This is a genomic window from Kocuria sp. CPCC 205260, from assembly GCF_040981045.1.
Taxonomy (GTDB): domain Bacteria; phylum Actinomycetota; class Actinomycetes; order Actinomycetales; family Micrococcaceae; genus Kocuria; species Kocuria palustris.
This window is the reverse complement of record NZ_JAVKPT010000004.1, coordinates 14,224-29,083: the sequence shown is the minus strand read 5'-3', so window position 1 is coordinate 29,083 and position 14,860 is coordinate 14,224. Positions and strand designations below refer to the sequence as shown.

General features: G+C 71.5%; 12 protein-coding genes and 1 pseudogene. 11 read left to right on the top strand and 2 right to left on the bottom strand.

Going from position 1 to position 14,860, the window contains the following annotated elements; genetic code table 11:
- Positions 1-35 precede the first annotated feature (35 nt).
- The 10 genes and pseudogenes from RF645_RS08590 (at position 36) to RF645_RS08545 (ending at position 10,940) form a co-directional block, all read left to right on the top strand.
- Positions 36-563, top strand: a complete 528-nt coding sequence (locus tag RF645_RS08590) for a DUF3180 domain-containing protein (RefSeq protein ID WP_051990391.1) — start codon at positions 36-38, stop codon at positions 561-563.
- Between the two features lie 113 nt (positions 564-676).
- Positions 677-1,237 carry a PH domain-containing protein gene (locus tag RF645_RS08585; protein WP_006213597.1) on the top strand — a complete coding sequence of 187 codons (561 nt, stop codon included), beginning with the start codon at positions 677-679 and terminating at the stop codon, positions 1,235-1,237.
- 11 nt (positions 1,238-1,248) lie between these two features.
- Positions 1,249-2,829 carry a PH domain-containing protein gene (locus RF645_RS08580; RefSeq protein ID WP_137802741.1) on the top strand — a complete coding sequence of 527 codons (1,581 nt, stop codon included), beginning with the start codon at positions 1,249-1,251 and terminating at the stop codon, positions 2,827-2,829.
- A 137-nt stretch (positions 2,830-2,966) separates the two neighbouring features.
- Positions 2,967-3,857 (top strand): annotated as a pseudogene (locus RF645_RS08575) (Rossmann-like and DUF2520 domain-containing protein); the annotation flags it as partial.
- A gap of 132 nt (positions 3,858-3,989) precedes the next feature.
- Positions 3,990-4,853 (top strand): pantoate--beta-alanine ligase, encoded by an 864-nt coding sequence (panC, locus tag RF645_RS08570; protein WP_283957217.1) that lies wholly within the window; start codon positions 3,990-3,992, stop codon positions 4,851-4,853.
- A gap of 74 nt (positions 4,854-4,927) precedes the next feature.
- Positions 4,928-6,481 (top strand): lysine--tRNA ligase, encoded by a 1,554-nt coding sequence (gene lysS, locus RF645_RS08565; protein ID WP_053446826.1) that lies wholly within the window; start codon positions 4,928-4,930, stop codon positions 6,479-6,481.
- 6 nt (positions 6,482-6,487) lie between these two features.
- Complete coding sequence (locus RF645_RS08560) at positions 6,488-6,721, top strand: hypothetical protein (protein ID WP_053446827.1); 234 nt, start codon at positions 6,488-6,490, stop codon at positions 6,719-6,721.
- A 181-nt stretch (positions 6,722-6,902) separates the two neighbouring features.
- On the top strand, positions 6,903-7,238 hold the full coding sequence (locus RF645_RS08555; protein WP_006213592.1) for an Lsr2 family protein: 336 nt from the start codon (positions 6,903-6,905) through the stop codon (positions 7,236-7,238).
- A gap of 314 nt (positions 7,239-7,552) precedes the next feature.
- On the top strand, positions 7,553-10,207 hold the full coding sequence (locus tag RF645_RS08550; RefSeq protein ID WP_137802742.1) for an ATP-dependent Clp protease ATP-binding subunit: 2,655 nt from the start codon (positions 7,553-7,555) through the stop codon (positions 10,205-10,207).
- Positions 10,208-10,355: 148 nt separating this feature from the next.
- Positions 10,356-10,940, top strand: coding sequence for an amino-acid N-acetyltransferase (locus RF645_RS08545; protein ID WP_024289204.1), 585 nt, complete (start codon positions 10,356-10,358; stop codon positions 10,938-10,940).
- 25 nt (positions 10,941-10,965) lie between these two features.
- On the opposite strand, the gene RF645_RS08540 is transcribed toward RF645_RS08545, so the two are convergent.
- Positions 10,966-11,946, bottom strand: a complete 981-nt coding sequence (locus RF645_RS08540; protein WP_137802743.1) for an A/G-specific adenine glycosylase — start codon at positions 11,944-11,946, stop codon at positions 10,966-10,968.
- A 23-nt stretch (positions 11,947-11,969) separates the two neighbouring features.
- Between RF645_RS08540 and RF645_RS08535 the strand changes: the two genes are divergently transcribed.
- Positions 11,970-13,463 (top strand): hypothetical protein, encoded by a 1,494-nt coding sequence (locus RF645_RS08535; RefSeq protein WP_249933850.1) that lies wholly within the window; start codon positions 11,970-11,972, stop codon positions 13,461-13,463.
- Positions 13,464-13,469: 6 nt separating this feature from the next.
- On the opposite strand, the gene radA is transcribed toward RF645_RS08535, so the two are convergent.
- Complete coding sequence (gene radA / locus RF645_RS08530; RefSeq protein ID WP_137802744.1) at positions 13,470-14,858, bottom strand: DNA repair protein RadA; 1,389 nt, start codon at positions 14,856-14,858, stop codon at positions 13,470-13,472.
- Between the last annotated feature and the right edge of the window lie 2 nt (positions 14,859-14,860).

The following is a 14,860-nucleotide window of genomic DNA, read 5'->3' as shown; positions in this document are numbered from 1 at the left end:
CGGCGGCGGACAGGATCGAGGACGGAGGCAGGAACATGGTGAAGGGGCTGACGGTGCGGCTGCTCGCGGTGCTCGCGGCGGTCGCCTTCATGGGCGGCTGGATCGCCCAGCTGGTCTCCGAGAGCTTGCACGGGCCCCTGCTGGCCCTGCCGGTGGCCTCCGGGATCGCGCTGCTGGTCTTCGCCGCGATCCTGCTGGTCGCCGGACTGCGCGTGCGCAGGCTGCGCGACGGTGACCGCGAGATCCGCATGGACCGCACCTGGGGCACCGTGATCGCCGCCCTGGCGCAGGCCGTGGCCGTGCTGGGCGCCCTGTGCCTGGGCTGGCACGCCATGCTCGCCGTGGACCAGGCCGCGCTGATCTCCCTGCGCACGGATCAGGGGCCGCTGTGGCGCTGCCTGTTCCAGGTGGGCGTGGGGGTCGCGCTGGCCGTCGTCGGGTGGATCGTCGAGCGCTTCTGCCGCATCCCGCCGGAGGACCCGGACGCGGAGGCCGACGGCGCCGCCGAGCGCGGTCGGGGCCGCACGGCCGAGGAGGGCGGGCTCGCCCGCTGGCGCGACTGAGCCTCGTGCCTCCGGAGGGCAGGGATCCCTCGCACGGAGGATGTGCGTGCGCTGGCAGGCCCCTTACTGTGGGGTGCTGATCCGTCATCTTCTCGATCAGGAGCATCTCGATCATGACCCATGAGCCCGACGGCGCTCCGAGGCTGCGCGCTGATGATCCTGCCACCCTGCCGGCCCCCGGCCCCCAGGACGGACAGTGGAAGGGGCTGGACCCCAGGTACATCCGAGTGCGCGTGATCTCGGAGGTGATCGGCTATCTGATCTTCGCGGCGGCGGTGGGCTGGCCGCTCGTGCTCAAGCTCGTGGGCGTGTGGGGCGAGGCCTCGTGGTGGGCCGTGCTGCCGTGGCCCCTCGGGGTCGCGGTGCTGTGCCTCGTGCAGGTCCTGCTGACCCCGCGGCGCGTGCGCTCCTACGGCTACCGCGAGGACGCGGATGACTTCATGGTCCGCAAGGGCCTTCTGGTCCGCACGCTGGTCGTGGTGCCCTACGGCCGCATGCAGTACGTGGACGTCAGCAGCGGACCGATCCTGCGGATGTTCGGGCTGTCGTCGATCACCCTGCACACCGCCTCGGCGGAGACCGACGCCGAGCTGCCGGGGATCACCGCCGAAGAGGCCAGGCGGCTGCGCGAGAGGCTCACCGAGCGCGGGGAAGCCCGCCTGATCGAGCTGTGAGGGGCGAGCAGATGTCCGATCGCAGCCCTGCGCAGCGTTCGGAGGCCCAGCCGACGGGCGCCTCCCCGGAGGCGGAGGCGCATCAGCCGGACTCGGCCGAGGACTGGCACCGCCTCCACCCGCTCTCGCCGCTGATCCGCGGCTGGATCGTGGTGCTCGCGGTCCTGGGAGTGCTGCTGTCCAACGTCATGGACGGCTTCTTCCGCGGCGACGGCCCCGGTCTCAACGACTCCGCGGAGGGCCTGCCGGGCTGGGCCTCGATGCTCGAGGGCACCGTCCTGTGGCTCGTACTGCTGCTGGTGGGCGTGGTGGTCGTCGTGGGCCTGCTGGTGGTCGTGGCCCTGTTCTCGCTGGTCGCCTGGTGGTTCACCACGTATCAGATCACCGGCACCCACGTGCGTCTGCGCCAGGGCGCCCTGGCCCGCCAGGAGCGCCAGACCCGCCTGGATCGCGTCCAGGCCCTCGACATCCGGCGGCCCCTGGGCGCGCGGATCTTCGGCCTGGCCGAGCTGAGCTTCGAGGTCGCCGATGCCGGCGAGTCGGCCGTCGTGCTGCGCTACCTGACCCATGCCCACGCACGACGGCTGCGCTCCCAGCTGCTCTCGCGCAGCCGTCCGCAGCCGGAGGCCCCTGCGGAGGCCGGCGATGCCGAGGCGGCGCTGCCCTGGGCGCGAGCCGCTGTCCCGGCCGCGGCTCAGGACCACGGCGCAGAGCAGCTGCTGCTGCGCGTTCCCGTGAGCCGCGTCCTGCTGTCCTGGGCCCTGAGCCCGTCCATGGTGATGCTGGTGGTCGTCGGGGCGGCGGCGCTCGCGGCGCTGATCTTCTTCCCCGAGTTCATGGGCGCGGCCTTCGCGGGCTGGATCCCGGTCGTCGTGGGACTGGTGGTCTCGCTCTTCCAGCGCCTCGAGAAGACCTGGGGCTTCAGCGCCTACCGCACCGACAGCGGTCTGCGGCTGCGCTACGGGCTGCTCAGCACGGTCTCCCAGACCGTGCCCACGGGCCGGATCCAGGCGCTGAAGGTGAACCGCCCCATGCTGTGGCGGCGCCCGGGCTGGAGCCGCGTGGCGATCAACGTGGCCGGCTACGGCGATCCCGCCGAGGAGATGAACGGCTCGGGGCGCACCACGCTGATCCCGGTGGCGACCGACGAGCACCTGGCGATCATGCTCGCCGAGGCGCTGGGCGCCGACGAGTCGCGCGAGGCCTTCGAGACGGCGTGCTACGGCCTCACGGCCGATCTCGTAGAGGATCCCGAGTGCCGGTTCACGATCTCGCCGCGCCGAGCGGCGCGCATCTCCTGGGTCGTGCGCCGTCGTCGGGGCTTCTCGGTGACGCGGCGTGAGGTCGTCACGATCGACGGCAGGCTCTCCCGCACCGCCTGCCTGGTCCCGCACGGGAAGATCCAGTCGATGGAGATCTCGCGAGGGCCGCTGGCGCGCTGGCTGGATCTCTCGGACGTCAGCCTGCATTCGATCCAGGGACCGGTCAGCCCCATGATCATGGCCATGGACCGGGAGGTCGCCGAGCGCTTCGTGTCCGAGCAGTCGCTGCGGGCGCATGAGAAGCACACCCTCGTGGGCGCCAGGGGCTGAGCGTGCGCGCGAGCGCACCGCCCGTCATAGGGTGGTGGCGCTGCGCCGGAGCGTCGCAGCAGCACCGTCGCAGGAGCCGTCGGGACCGTCGCAAGCGGGCGTCGGCCCAGAGACCCGAGAGCACACAGGAGAAGACCGTGAGCGAAGCCGCCAACCGCCCCGGGCGCCTGGGAGTGGGCGTGATCGGCGCCGGGCGAGTGGGGGCGGTGCTGGGAGCCGCGCTGCGTGCCGCCGGGCACGGGGTGGTGGGGGTCGCCGCCGTCTCGGAGGCCTCCCGGGAGCGTGCCGAGCTGCTGCTGCCCGAGGTCCCGATCCTCACCCCGCAGCAGATCGTGGAGCGCGCGGAGCTCGTGCTGCTGGCCGTTCCCGACGATCAGCTGGCCGACCTGGTGAGCGGACTGGCCGCGACCGGGCACTGGCAGGCCGGGCAGCTCGTGGCACACACCGCCGGCCGCTGGGGCGTGGAGGTCCTGGAGCCGGCGCGGCAGGCCGGAGCCATCGGGCTGGCGATCCACCCGTCCATGACGTTCACCGGGCTGAGTCTGGACCTGCCGCGACTCAGCGGCTGCGCGTTCGGTGTCACCGCCCCGGCGGCGGTGCTGCCGATCGCGCAGGCGCTGGTCATGGAGATGGGCGGCGAGCCCGTGGTCATCGCCGAGGCCGACCGCCCGATCTACCACGCGGCCCTGGCCCACGGCGCCAACCACCTCACCACGATCACCGGCCAGGCCCTGCAGCTGCTGGGCGAGCTGGGACTCGAGCAGCCGGAGCGCGTGCTCGGACCCCTGGCGCGGGCCGCCCTGGACAATGCGCTGTCGGCAGGGGAGTCGGCGCTGACCGGCCCGGTGGCCCGCGGCGACGCCGGCACCGTGGCCGAGCACCGCCAGACCCTCGCCGAGCACGCCCTGGGCACCGGTCAGCAGGACATCGACCGGGCCTACCGGGCGCTCGCGGCCCTGACGGCTGACCGAGCCCGGGACCGCGGCATGCTCACCGAGGCCCAGCACGCGCAGGTCCTCGAGGCGCTGAGCCGGAGCCGGAGCGAGGGATCCGGCAGCGCCCACGCGGCCGCCGGGCAGGGCGCCGCCGCTCTCGGCGGCTTCCCCGCGGCCGATGCCTCGGCGCCGCGCGGTTCCGCGGAATCGTCGGACCCCGTCGTAGTGCGCGAGCCGGAGAAGCTGCGCGCCGCCGTGCGGCGGGAGGTCGCCCGGCGGGGAGGGCAGCTGTCCATCGGCTTCGTGCCGACCATGGGCGCGCTGCACGAGGGGCACGCGCACCTGGTGCGCCGGGCCCGCGAGGAGAACGACCTGGTGATCGTCTCCATCTTCGTGAACCCGCTGCAGTTCGGACCGAACGAGGACTTCGAGCGCTACCCGTCGGACCTGGAGGCAGACCTGGAGCTGCTCGGGGGGCTGGGCGTCGATCTGGTCTTCGCTCCCGGGCTCGAGGACATGTACCCGGGCGGGGACCCGCTGGTGACCGTGAGCTCGGGGCGGCTCGGGACGGTGCTGGACGGAGCCTCGCGCCCCGGCCACTTCGACGGCGTAGTCACCGTCGTCAACAAGCTGCTGAGCCTGGTCTCAGGACGCACGGAGCAGCCGCTGCGCGCGTACTTCGGGCAGAAGGACGCCCAGCAGCTGCTGATCGTGCAGCGCATGGTCCGCGACACGAACCTGGACGTCGAGATCCGGCCGGTCCCGATCGTGCGGGCCCCGGACGGGCTCGCGCTGTCGTCGCGCAACGCGTACCTGGACGACGACGAGCGTCGGGCCGGGCTCGTGCTCTCCCGCACGCTGGGGGAGCTCGCCCTCGGGGAGATCGACCTGGCGGGGGCCCGCCGTCGGATCGACGAGGAGCCGATCGGCACCGGGCGCACGGTGGAGCTCGACTACCTCGTGGTCGTGGAGCCTGAGACCCTGAGCGAGATCCCGCCGCGCCCCGGAGCCCTGGCCCTGGTGGCGGCGCGGGTGGGGACCACGCGGCTGATCGACAACCGGGAGATCGAGGCCGCCCCGCGTCCGTGAGGCGGCTCTCACCGCCGGTCGGGGGCCCGGTGCCGATGCGACGACACCCCGGCCGGTGGCTATCCTGGGGGACTGTGACCACTGATCAGACGCGCGAGAACGCAGCCAGCCCCGCACCCGAGTCCTCGTCCGCCGCGGCCGAGGCCGCCCGCAGCGACGAGCAGCGGCAGTTCCGCATGGACAAGCGCGCCGCGCTGCTCGAGACGGGTCGCCAGGCCTACCCGGTCGAGGTCCCCCGGACCCACACGCTGCCCCAGGTCCGCGACGGCTGGGAGCATCTGGAGACCGGCGAGGAGACCGAGGACGTCGTCTCCGTGACCGGGCGCGTGGTGTTCGTGCGCAACACCGGCAAGCTGTGCTTCGCGGCCCTGCAGGACGGCGACGGCGTCCAGCTGCAGCTCATGCTCTCCAAGTCGGTCGTGGGCGAGGAGTCGCTGGCCGAGTGGAAGTCCCTGGTGGACCTGGGCGACTTCGTGGCCGCCACCGGCACCGTGATCCGCTCCCGCCGCGGCGAGCTCTCCGTCATGGTGGCCTCCTGGCAGATGGCCTCCAAGGCCCTGCGGCCGCTGCCCAATCTCTACGAGGGATCCGAGCTCAGCGAGGAGACCCGCGTCCGGCAGCGCTACCTGGACCTGCTCGTGCGCCAGGAGGCGCGCGACGTGGTCCGCAAGCGGGCCGCGATCATCTCCGCGGTGCGCCGCACGCTCGAGGACGAGGGCTACATCGAGATCGAGACCCCCGTGCTGCAGCTCGTGCACGGCGGCGCCACGGCCCGTCCGTTCGCCACGCACCTCAATGCGTTCGATCAGGACATGACCCTGCGCATCGCCACGGAGCTCTACCTCAAGCGCGCCGTCGTGGGCGGGGTGGAGCGGGTCTTCGAGATCGGGCGGGTGTTCCGCAACGAGGGCGTGGACTCCACGCACTCCCCGGAGTTCACCACCCTGGAGGTCTACGAGGCCTGGGGCGATCAGTTCTCGCAGGCCGAGCTCATGCAGCGCATGATCGTGGCCGCCGCCGACGCCCTGGGGATCGACGGCCCGCTGCGCACCGCCAAGGGCGAGATCGACCTGCGCGGCGAGTGGCCGTGGCTGAGCGTCTACCCGGGGCTCTCGGAGGCCGTGGGACAGGAGATCACGCCCGAGACCCCCGCCGAGGCGCTGCGGGCGATCGCCGCCGAGCACGACGTCTCGGTGGATCCCGCCTGGGGTGCCGAGAAGCTCGTGATCGAGCTCTTCGGAGAGATCGTGGAGCCCACGCTGATCCAGCCCACGTTCGTGTGCGACTACCCGCCGGCGGCCCAGCCGCTGGCCCGGCCGCACCGCGACAAGCCGGACGTCATCGAGGCCTGGGACCTGATCATCGGCGGCATGGAGCGCGGCACCGCGTTCTCCGAGCTGATCGACCCGGTGGTGCAGCGCGAGCGGCTCACCGAGCAGTCCCGCCTGGCCGCGGCCGGCGACGACGAGGCCATGCAGCTCGATGAGGACTTCCTGCGCGCCCTCGAGCACGGCGCCCCGCCCATGGGCGGACTGGGGCTGGGCCTGGACCGTCTGATCATGCTCTTCACGGATCTGGGCATCCGCGACACGATCCTGTTCCCCTTGATGAAGCCCGAGAAGGACTGATCCGCCATGGGCGAATACATCGCTGTGCTCCTGCCCTCGATCGGGGTGGGGCTGATCTTCTGGTTCACCATGCGGGCCCTGTTCCGGGCCGATCGCGGTGAGCGCCGTGCGCAGGAGGCCGTGAATCGCGATCAGGCCGATGCCGAGAAGTGGTATCAGGATCTGAAGGCGCGGGAATCCGGCGGACGCGGTTCCGCTCGGAGCGGATCCGATGAACATCAGGATGCACCGCGCAGTTGATTCTTCTCCGATTCCCCGGCTTCTCCGAGCCGGGGAATTGCTTTCAGCGGCATCCGATATCTATAGTTGCGGGCAATAGGGGATCCTGAGTGCGCAATTCGTGGTGATCGGGCCCGGAATCGGCTCCGCGGATCTCCTGACCGCACGAGCACATCGAATCAATGCTGAAGGAGCTCCACACATGGCGCAGACCGTGAAGATCATTCTCGAGGACGACCTGGACGGCGGCCCCGCGGACGAGACCGTCCGCTTCGGCCTGGACGGCGCGCAGTACGAGATCGACCTCTCCTCCGCCAACGCGGACAAGCTGCGCGCGGCCATCCGCCCGTACGTGGGCAAGGCCCGCCGGGCTCAGGCCAAGCAGGCCGGCCGCCCCGCCGCGAAGTCCTCGGGCACCCGCGCCAATCCGGACACCCCCAAGATCCGTGCCTGGGCGAAGGAGAACAACTACAACGTCTCCGATCGCGGCCGCATCCACCAGGAGGTCCAGGACGCGTACTACGCCGCTCACAAGTGAGCGCGCGCGGCCTGAGGGATTCATCACCGAATCGAGAATCTCAGGTCGCTTCGGAAACGAACTCGTGGTGAATGCCCGCAGGTATTCGATCTGAGATTGCCGTTCCATCGCAGTGCGGATCCCCGCTCGTCCTTCCGGACGTGCGGGGATTCCTCATTCGGGGACCGCCGTGCCCTGAGCGCCGCTGCCTCCGGCCGCCTGTCAGAAGGCTCCTTCGGGGGGCAGTGCGGGGTCGTCTCGCCGGTGGCGAACAATGGCGGCGAGACCCTCCGGCGTGCGTAGCATCGGTGCCAAACATCGACTGAGGAGTATCCATGTTCGAACGATTCACCGATCGGGCCCGACGGGTCGTGGTCCTGGCCCAGGAGGAGGCCAGGATGCTCAACCACAACTACATCGGCACCGAGCACCTGCTGCTGGGCCTCATCCACGAGAACGAGGGCGTGGCCGCCAAGGCCCTGGACTCGCTGGGCATCACCCTCAACGGGGCCCGCGAGCAGGTCCAGGACATCATCGGCCCGGGCCAGCAGGCCCCCTCCGGGCACATCCCCTTCACGCCGCGGGCCAAGAAGGTCCTGGAGCTCTCCCTGCGCGAGGCGCTGCAGCTCGGGCACAACTACATCGGCACCGAGCACATCCTGCTGGGCATCATCCGCGCAGGCGAGGGCGTGGCCGCCCAGGTGCTCACCAAGCTCGGCACCGAGCCGCAGAAGGTCCGCTCGACCGTCCTGGACCTGATCTCGGGCTACCAGTCCGGCGGCGAGGAGAAGGAGACCGCCGGCGCAGGCGCTCGCACCTCCGGCGAGGGCACCCCCGCGGGCTCGGCTGTGCTCGACCAGTTCGGGCGCAACCTGACGGCAGCGGCCCGCGAGAGCCAGCTCGACCCCGTGATCGGGCGCGCCCGCGAGATGGAGCGCGTCATGCAGGTCCTGTCGCGGCGCACCAAGAACAACCCGGTGCTGATCGGCGAGCCGGGCGTCGGCAAGACCGCCGTGGTCGAGGGTCTGGCCCAGGCCATCGTGCGCGGCGACGTCCCGGAGACGCTCAAGGACAAGCACCTCTACACGCTGGACCTCGGCTCGCTCGTGGCCGGCTCTCGCTACCGCGGCGATTTCGAGGAGCGCCTCAAGAAGGTGCTCAAGGAGATCAAGTCCCGCGGCGACATCATCCTGTTCATCGACGAGATCCACACGCTCGTCGGCGCGGGTGCCGCAGAGGGCGCGATCGACGCCGCCTCGATCCTCAAGCCCATGCTGGCCCGCGGCGAGCTGCAGACCATCGGCGCCACCACGCTGGATGAGTACCGCAAGCACATCGAGAAGGACGCAGCGCTCGAGCGCCGCTTCCAGCCGATCCAGGTCGACGAGCCCTCCGAGGCGCACTCGATCGAGATCCTCAAGGGCCTGCGCGACAAGTACGAGGCGCACCACCGCGTGTCGATCTCGGACGAGGCCCTCGAGGCCGCCGTGCACCAGTCGGCCCGCTACATCTCGGACCGCTTCCTGCCGGACAAGGCGATCGACCTGATCGACGAGGCCGGTGCCCGCCTGCGCATCAAGCGCATGACGGCCCCGCCGGAGATCAAGGAGCTCGACGAGCGCATCGCCAAGGTCAAGCAGGCCAAGGAGGATGCGATCGAGGGCCAGGACTACGAGAAGGCCGCCTCGCTGCGCGATCAGGAGCAGAAGCTGCTGTCCGAGCGCGATGACAAGGACACCGCCTGGCGCGAGGGCGGCGACCAGGTCGCCGAGGTCACCCCAGAGGTCATCTCGGACGTGCTCTCCGCGGCCACGGGCGTGCCGCTGTACCGCCTGACCGACGAGGAGTCCGGCCGCCTCATCCGCATGGAGGAGGAGCTGCACAAGCGCGTCGTGGGCCAGGAGGAGGCCATCAAGGCTCTCTCCCGCTCCATCCGACGCACGCGTGCGGGCCTCAAGGACCCCAAGCGCCCCGGCGGGTCGTTCATCTTCGCCGGCCCCACGGGCGTCGGCAAGACGGAGCTGGCCAAGTCGCTGGCGGAGTTCCTGTTCGGCGATGAGGACTCCCTCATCACGCTGGACATGTCCGAGTACCAGGAGAAGCACACGGTCTCGCGGCTGTTCGGTGCCCCTCCCGGCTACGTCGGCTTCGAGGAGGGCGGCCAGCTGACCGAGAAGGTCCGCCGCAAGCCGTTCTCCGTCGTGCTCTTCGACGAGGTCGAGAAGGCGCACCAGGACCTGTTCAACTCGCTGCTGCAGATCCTCGAGGACGGTCGACTGACCGACTCGCAGGGCCGCGTGGTGGACTTCAAGAACACCGTGATCATCATGACCACGAACCTGGGCACCAAGGACATCTCGCGCAGCGTCCCCATGGGCTTCCAGGCGGGCAACGACTCGACCACGAACTACGAGCGCATGCAGCAGCGCGTCAACGACGAGCTCAAGGAGCACTTCCGCCCCGAGTTCCTCAACCGCGTGGACGAGATCGTCGTGTTCCCGCAGCTGGAGGAGAAGGAGATCGTCCAGATCGTCGATCTGTTCGTCGCCCGTCTCCAGGAGCGCCTGCGCGAGCAGGACATGTCGATCGTGGTCTCGGACGCCGCCAAGAAGGTGCTGGCCAAGCGGGGCTACGACCCAACCATGGGCGCCCGTCCGCTGCGCCGCACGATCCAGCGCGAGATCGAGGACACGCTCTCGGAGAAGATCCTCTTCGGCGACATCAAGGAGGGCGAGCGCGTCTCCGTGGATGTGGACGGAGACGGCGACGACGCCAAGCTGACGTTCTCGTCGGTGGCCATGTCGGAGCTGCCGGACACGGAGTTCTCCGACGACGACCAGGACGGCTCCGCTCAGGATCCGGATCTGGTGCCCGGTGAGGTGCCGTCCGGGACCAACGTCCCGCACAGCACCGACGGCGACACCGGATCGGCCGGCGCCGAGGCTCCCGAGCCCGGCCACGGCCCGGAGTCGGGTCCGACCACGGCCTGATCCTCCGGCACGGGGCCGATCCGCTGCGGCACCTGTCATCGACGCCCTCCCCGAGCTCAGCTCGGGGAGGGCGTCGGCGTCTGCGCTCTCCGGGCTCGGCCGGGGCCCCGGCGAGGGCGAGGGTCGCGGGCGGTCGTACACTTTCCGGATGACTCTCGAGCTGCGCCTGCGCCCTGCCACCACGGGCGACGTCCACGCGATCAAGGCCCTCGTGGGTCCGCTGGCGCAGGAGGGCGTGCTGGTGATCAAGGAGACCGTCGCGTACTACGAGGGCATCCAGGAGTTCCTCATCGCCGAGCTCGTGGACGACGACCCCTCCGGCGCCGGCCTGGTCGACGAGTCCGGGATCGCCTACGGGCAGCCGTCGCCCAGCGGGACCTCGGCCCGGATCGTGGGCTGCGGGGCCCTGCACGTGATGTGGCAGGACCTCGCCGAGATCCGCACCCTGGCCGCCGACCCGCGGGTGCGCGGGCAGGGCGTGGGGTGGCGGCTCGTGGAGGCCCTGCTGGAGCGGGCGCGCAGGCTGGGGGTGGACCGGGTCTTCTGCCTGACCTTCGAGGTGGAGTTCTTCCAGCGCCAGGGCTTCCGGGTCATGGCCGATCAGCGCCCGATCGACCCGGACGTCTTCGCGGAGCTGCTGCGCTCCCATGACGAGGGCGTGGCCGAGTTCCTGGACCTCGCCCGGGTGAAGCCCAACACGCTGGGCAACACCCGGATGATCCTCACGCTCTGACGGGGGCCGCGCAGACCGGTCGGGATCAGCCGGGCAGAGCGATCCTGTCGCCGCGGCGGTGGGCCAAGCCATCGGAGACCAGGCCGTCGACCGCGCGCTGTCGCTGCTCGACGGGGGATTCGAGCGTCAGCAGGGCCTCGAGGGGGCGGGCCAGATCCGCACTCGCGCCGCGCGGCAGGGTGACCTGCTGGTCCCGCGTCAGCCAGCTCTCCGGGACCGGCTGATCCGCGGCGCGCAGCACCGCCATGACCGCGCCGCGCACCTGCCGGTCGGTGCCCTTCCAGGACTGTCCCCGCGGGGCCTCCTCCGGCTCCGGGCGACCGGCTGCGATCCAGGCGCAGAGATCCTGCACGGGGCACTGGTCGCAGCGCGGAGACCGAGCCGTGCAGATCAGGGCGCCGAGCTCCATCACGGACTGGTTCCACACCACCGAGGCCGCGCGCTGCTCGGGCAGCAGCGCGCGGGCCAGACGGGTCTCGGCTGCCGTCAGGGACCGGCTCGGCAGCCCCTTGCCGGAGAAGAGGCGAGCGTGCACGCGTCGGATGTTGGTGTCGATCACGCACTGGCGCTCGCCGAAGGCGAAGGCCGAGACCGCCGCGGCCGTGTAGGCCCCGATGCCCGGCAGCGCCAGCAGCTGGTCGTGCTCGCGCGGCACGCGGCCGCCGTGGTCCGCGACGATCGCCTGTGCGGCGGCCTGCAGCCGCAGGGCCCGTCGGGGATAGCCCAGGCGGTCCCAGGCGCGCAGGACGTCGGCGGTCGGCGCCGCGGCAAGGTCGGCGGGGGAGGGCCAGCGCCGCATCCAGTCGAGCCAGCGGGGCAGCACGCGCACCACGGGAGTCTGCTGGAGCATGATCTCCGAGACCAGCACGCCCCAGGCGGTGCGCTCGGGGCAGCGCCAGGGGAGGTCGCGGCCGTCGCTGGCGTACCAGGCGGCGATCCGGTCGCGGATCTGCGCGAGTCGCTGAGCATCCTGAGGTGAGGGATCGGCGATGTGCGGGCTGGGCATCGCGCCACTGTAGCCTGGAGGCCATGGCACGGGACGACGCGGATGACGGGCGCAGGGACGCCCCCTGGGACTTCGATCTGCCGGATCTCGGAGCCTCCACGACCCCCGAGCATCACCGGCGCCGCCGCCGTGCCGAGCAGCAGGAGGCGCCGCAGACCCCGTCCGAGGAACGATCGCAGCCCCGGACGCGCTCGAGCTCCGAGCCCGCGACGCGGTTTTCGCCGCAGCGCACGGGTCGCAGACGGTCCTCCGAGGACCCGCTGGATTTCGAGGGCCTCGACGACGACCCCATCGATCAGGACGACCACGACCTGATCCCGCACTCCGCCGAGGAGCTGTCCACGGTGGGCCCGGGCCCGCGCGGTCCCCAGCTGCCGGACGACGATGACGTCCCCGACGACTTCGGGGCCCCTCAGCCGTACTCCTCTGCTCCGCGCAGCTCAGCCGGTGCAGGGTCCCGCGACGGGGCTGCTTCGTCTTCTTCCGGTGCGCGCTCCTCGCGCGCAGCCTCCGCACCGGAGGACGACCTGCTGCCTGCTTGGGCCACCGGCAAGCCTGCGCGACGGCGCCCGGGCCGCGCCGCCGGGGCGGCTTCATCGAGGGAGCAGGCCGCTCCCGGCGATGCGCTTGAGCACCAGCGCCGAGCCCAGAGCGGTCGTGTCGAGGAGCTGAGCGGTGGGGACCTGGACCGTGAGGAGCGGCGCGGCTCAGCGGGACGTCGTCACGGCCGGCCCGCAGGCGGTGCGCGCCCTGACCGCAGGCGGCACGACGACCACGATCGCGACGCCTGGGGCGACGAGCACGGCTATCCCGAGGACTGGGACGACGAGCGCGGATATGCCGAAGACTGGGACGACGAGGACTGGGCGGAGGCACCGGAGGCTCGGCAGTCGCGGTGGCGCAGCTGGATCGGTGATCCGCAGCGGCTGACCCGCCTGCTGGTCCCGGCAGCTGTGGTGCTGCTGCTGATCGCGGTGGGCATCTGGTCGGTGAACGCGCTCACCGGCGGCTCGGAGACGGCCGAGGACCCCGAGGCGGCGGCCACCGAGGCGGCGCAGTCGGAGGATCCCTTCGACGGCTTCTCCGCGCGCCCGCAGGACGAGACCACCGACGGCGCCAGCGGCCCGGCCGCACAGGCCTGCGGCGATGCCCTGAAGATCACGGGGTCCACGGACCACGAGACCTATGCCGAGGACGCGGACCCGATCCTGATCATGACCATCGAGAACACGGGCGAGGACCCCTGCATGGTCAATGCGGGCACCGCGCGCATGGACTACACGGTCACCTCCGGCTCCGACACGGTCTTCGACTCGAAGCACTGCCAGATCGACGGCCAGGACCGTCCGATCGAGCTCGAGGCCGGGGGCAAGGAGAGCGCCCGGATGCAGTGGAACCGCCAGCGCTCGGCGGAAGGGTGCGCCGAGGATCTCGAGGACGCCGCGGCCGGAGGCTATGAGCTGGAGGTCTCGCTGGGCGAGGACTCCGCGGAGCCGGTCGAGTTCACCCTGAAGTGAGACAGGTCAGGACGGCGGGAAGAAGATCTGCAGGGCCTCCACCAGGCTGGTGACCTCGCGGACGCGGAAGCCGTCGGGGATGCTGCTGAGCCCCTGCGGGCTGGCCGGGACCACGGCGTGGGTGAAGCCCAGCCTGGCGACTTCCCGGATGCGCTGCTCGATCCCCGGAACGGGCCGGACCTCACCGGCCAGGCCGACCTCGCCGAAGCACACGAGGCGCTGGGGCAGGGGCTTGTCCTGTGCGGCCGAGGCCAGTGCCAGCGCGGTGGCCAGGTCCGCGGCGGGCTCGCCGAGGCGCACACCGCCCACGGTCGAGACATAGGCGTCCATGGAGGCCAGTCCCACACCCGCTCGGCGCTGCAGGACGGCCAGCAGCATGGCCACCCGCGAGCTGTCCAGACCGGAGGTGGCGCGGCGCGGCTGGGCGGTCGAGGACTGGTCCAGCAGCGCCTGGACCTCCGCCAGCAGGGGGCGCCGCCCCTCCATGGTCACGGTGAGGCAGGTCCCGGACACCGGATGCGCGGTGCGCGAGACGAACAGCCCGGAGGGATCCGAGACCGAGCGGATGCCGCTGTCCACGAGCTCGAAGCAGCCGACGTCGTCGGTGGGACCGTAGCGGTTCTTGACCGCGCGCAGCAGCCGGATGCTCGAGTGCTTCTGGCCCTCGAACTGGCAGACCACGTCCACCAGGTGCTCGAGCAGCCGGGGTCCGGCGATGGTCCCCTCCTTGGTCACGTGCCCCACGAGCAGCACGGTCATGCCCCGCGACTTGGCCGCGGCGATCAGGGAGGCGGCGACCTCCCGCACCTGGGTCACGCCGCCGGCGGAGCCGTCGACCTCGGCGCTGGCCAGGGTCTGGACGGAGTCCACGACCAGGACCTCCGGCGACAGTGCCTCCACCTGTCCCAGTGCGGTGGACAGATCCGTCTCCGAGGTGAGGTAGAGGGAATCAGCCAGCGCGCCCACGCGGTCGGCGCGCAGCTTCACCTGGGCCGCGGATTCCTCACCCGTGATGTACAGGACCGAGCGCGGACCGCGCGGTGCGGTGCCCTGGGCCACGCGAGCCGCGACGTCCAGCAGGAGGGTGGACTTGCCGACGCCCGGCTCCCCGGCCAGCAGGATCACCGCGCCGGGCACGAGCCCGCCGCCCAGGACGCGATCGAGCTCTCCGACGCCGGTGGGGACGCTGGTGGCCTGGGTGGCGTCCACCTGGGCGATGGGCTTGGCGGGATCGGCGATCGAGCGGGCCGGGGTGGTGCGGGCCTTGTGCTCGCCGACCTCCTCCATGGTCCCCCAGGCCTGGCATTCGGCGCAGCGGCCCACCCACTTGACGGTGCTCCACCCGCATTCCGTGCAGCGGTATCCCGAGGAGCTGCGCTTGGACCTGGTGCTCATGC

Excerpts from the sequence above, each read along its gene's own strand:
- RF645_RS08590 (WP_051990391.1), top strand. The coding sequence starts at position 36 with ATGGTGAAGGGGCTGACGGTGCGGCTGCTCGCGGTGCTCGCGGCGGTC.
- radA (WP_137802744.1), bottom strand. The coding sequence starts at position 14,858 with ATGAGCACCAGGTCCAAGCGCAGCTCCTCGGGATACCGCTGCACGGAA.
- RF645_RS08560 (WP_053446827.1), top strand. The coding sequence starts at position 6,488 with ATGGGCGAATACATCGCTGTGCTCCTGCCCTCGATCGGGGTGGGGCTG.
- RF645_RS08545 (WP_024289204.1), top strand. The coding sequence starts at position 10,356 with ATGACTCTCGAGCTGCGCCTGCGCCCTGCCACCACGGGCGACGTCCAC.
- RF645_RS08580 (WP_137802741.1), top strand. The coding sequence starts at position 1,249 with ATGTCCGATCGCAGCCCTGCGCAGCGTTCGGAGGCCCAGCCGACGGGC.
- RF645_RS08585 (WP_006213597.1), top strand. The coding sequence starts at position 677 with ATGACCCATGAGCCCGACGGCGCTCCGAGGCTGCGCGCTGATGATCCT.
- RF645_RS08550 (WP_137802742.1), top strand. The coding sequence starts at position 7,553 with ATGTTCGAACGATTCACCGATCGGGCCCGACGGGTCGTGGTCCTGGCC.
- RF645_RS08535 (WP_249933850.1), top strand. The coding sequence starts at position 11,970 with ATGGCACGGGACGACGCGGATGACGGGCGCAGGGACGCCCCCTGGGAC.
- RF645_RS08540 (WP_137802743.1), bottom strand. The coding sequence starts at position 11,946 with ATGCCCAGCCCGCACATCGCCGATCCCTCACCTCAGGATGCTCAGCGA.
- RF645_RS08555 (WP_006213592.1), top strand. The coding sequence starts at position 6,903 with ATGGCGCAGACCGTGAAGATCATTCTCGAGGACGACCTGGACGGCGGC.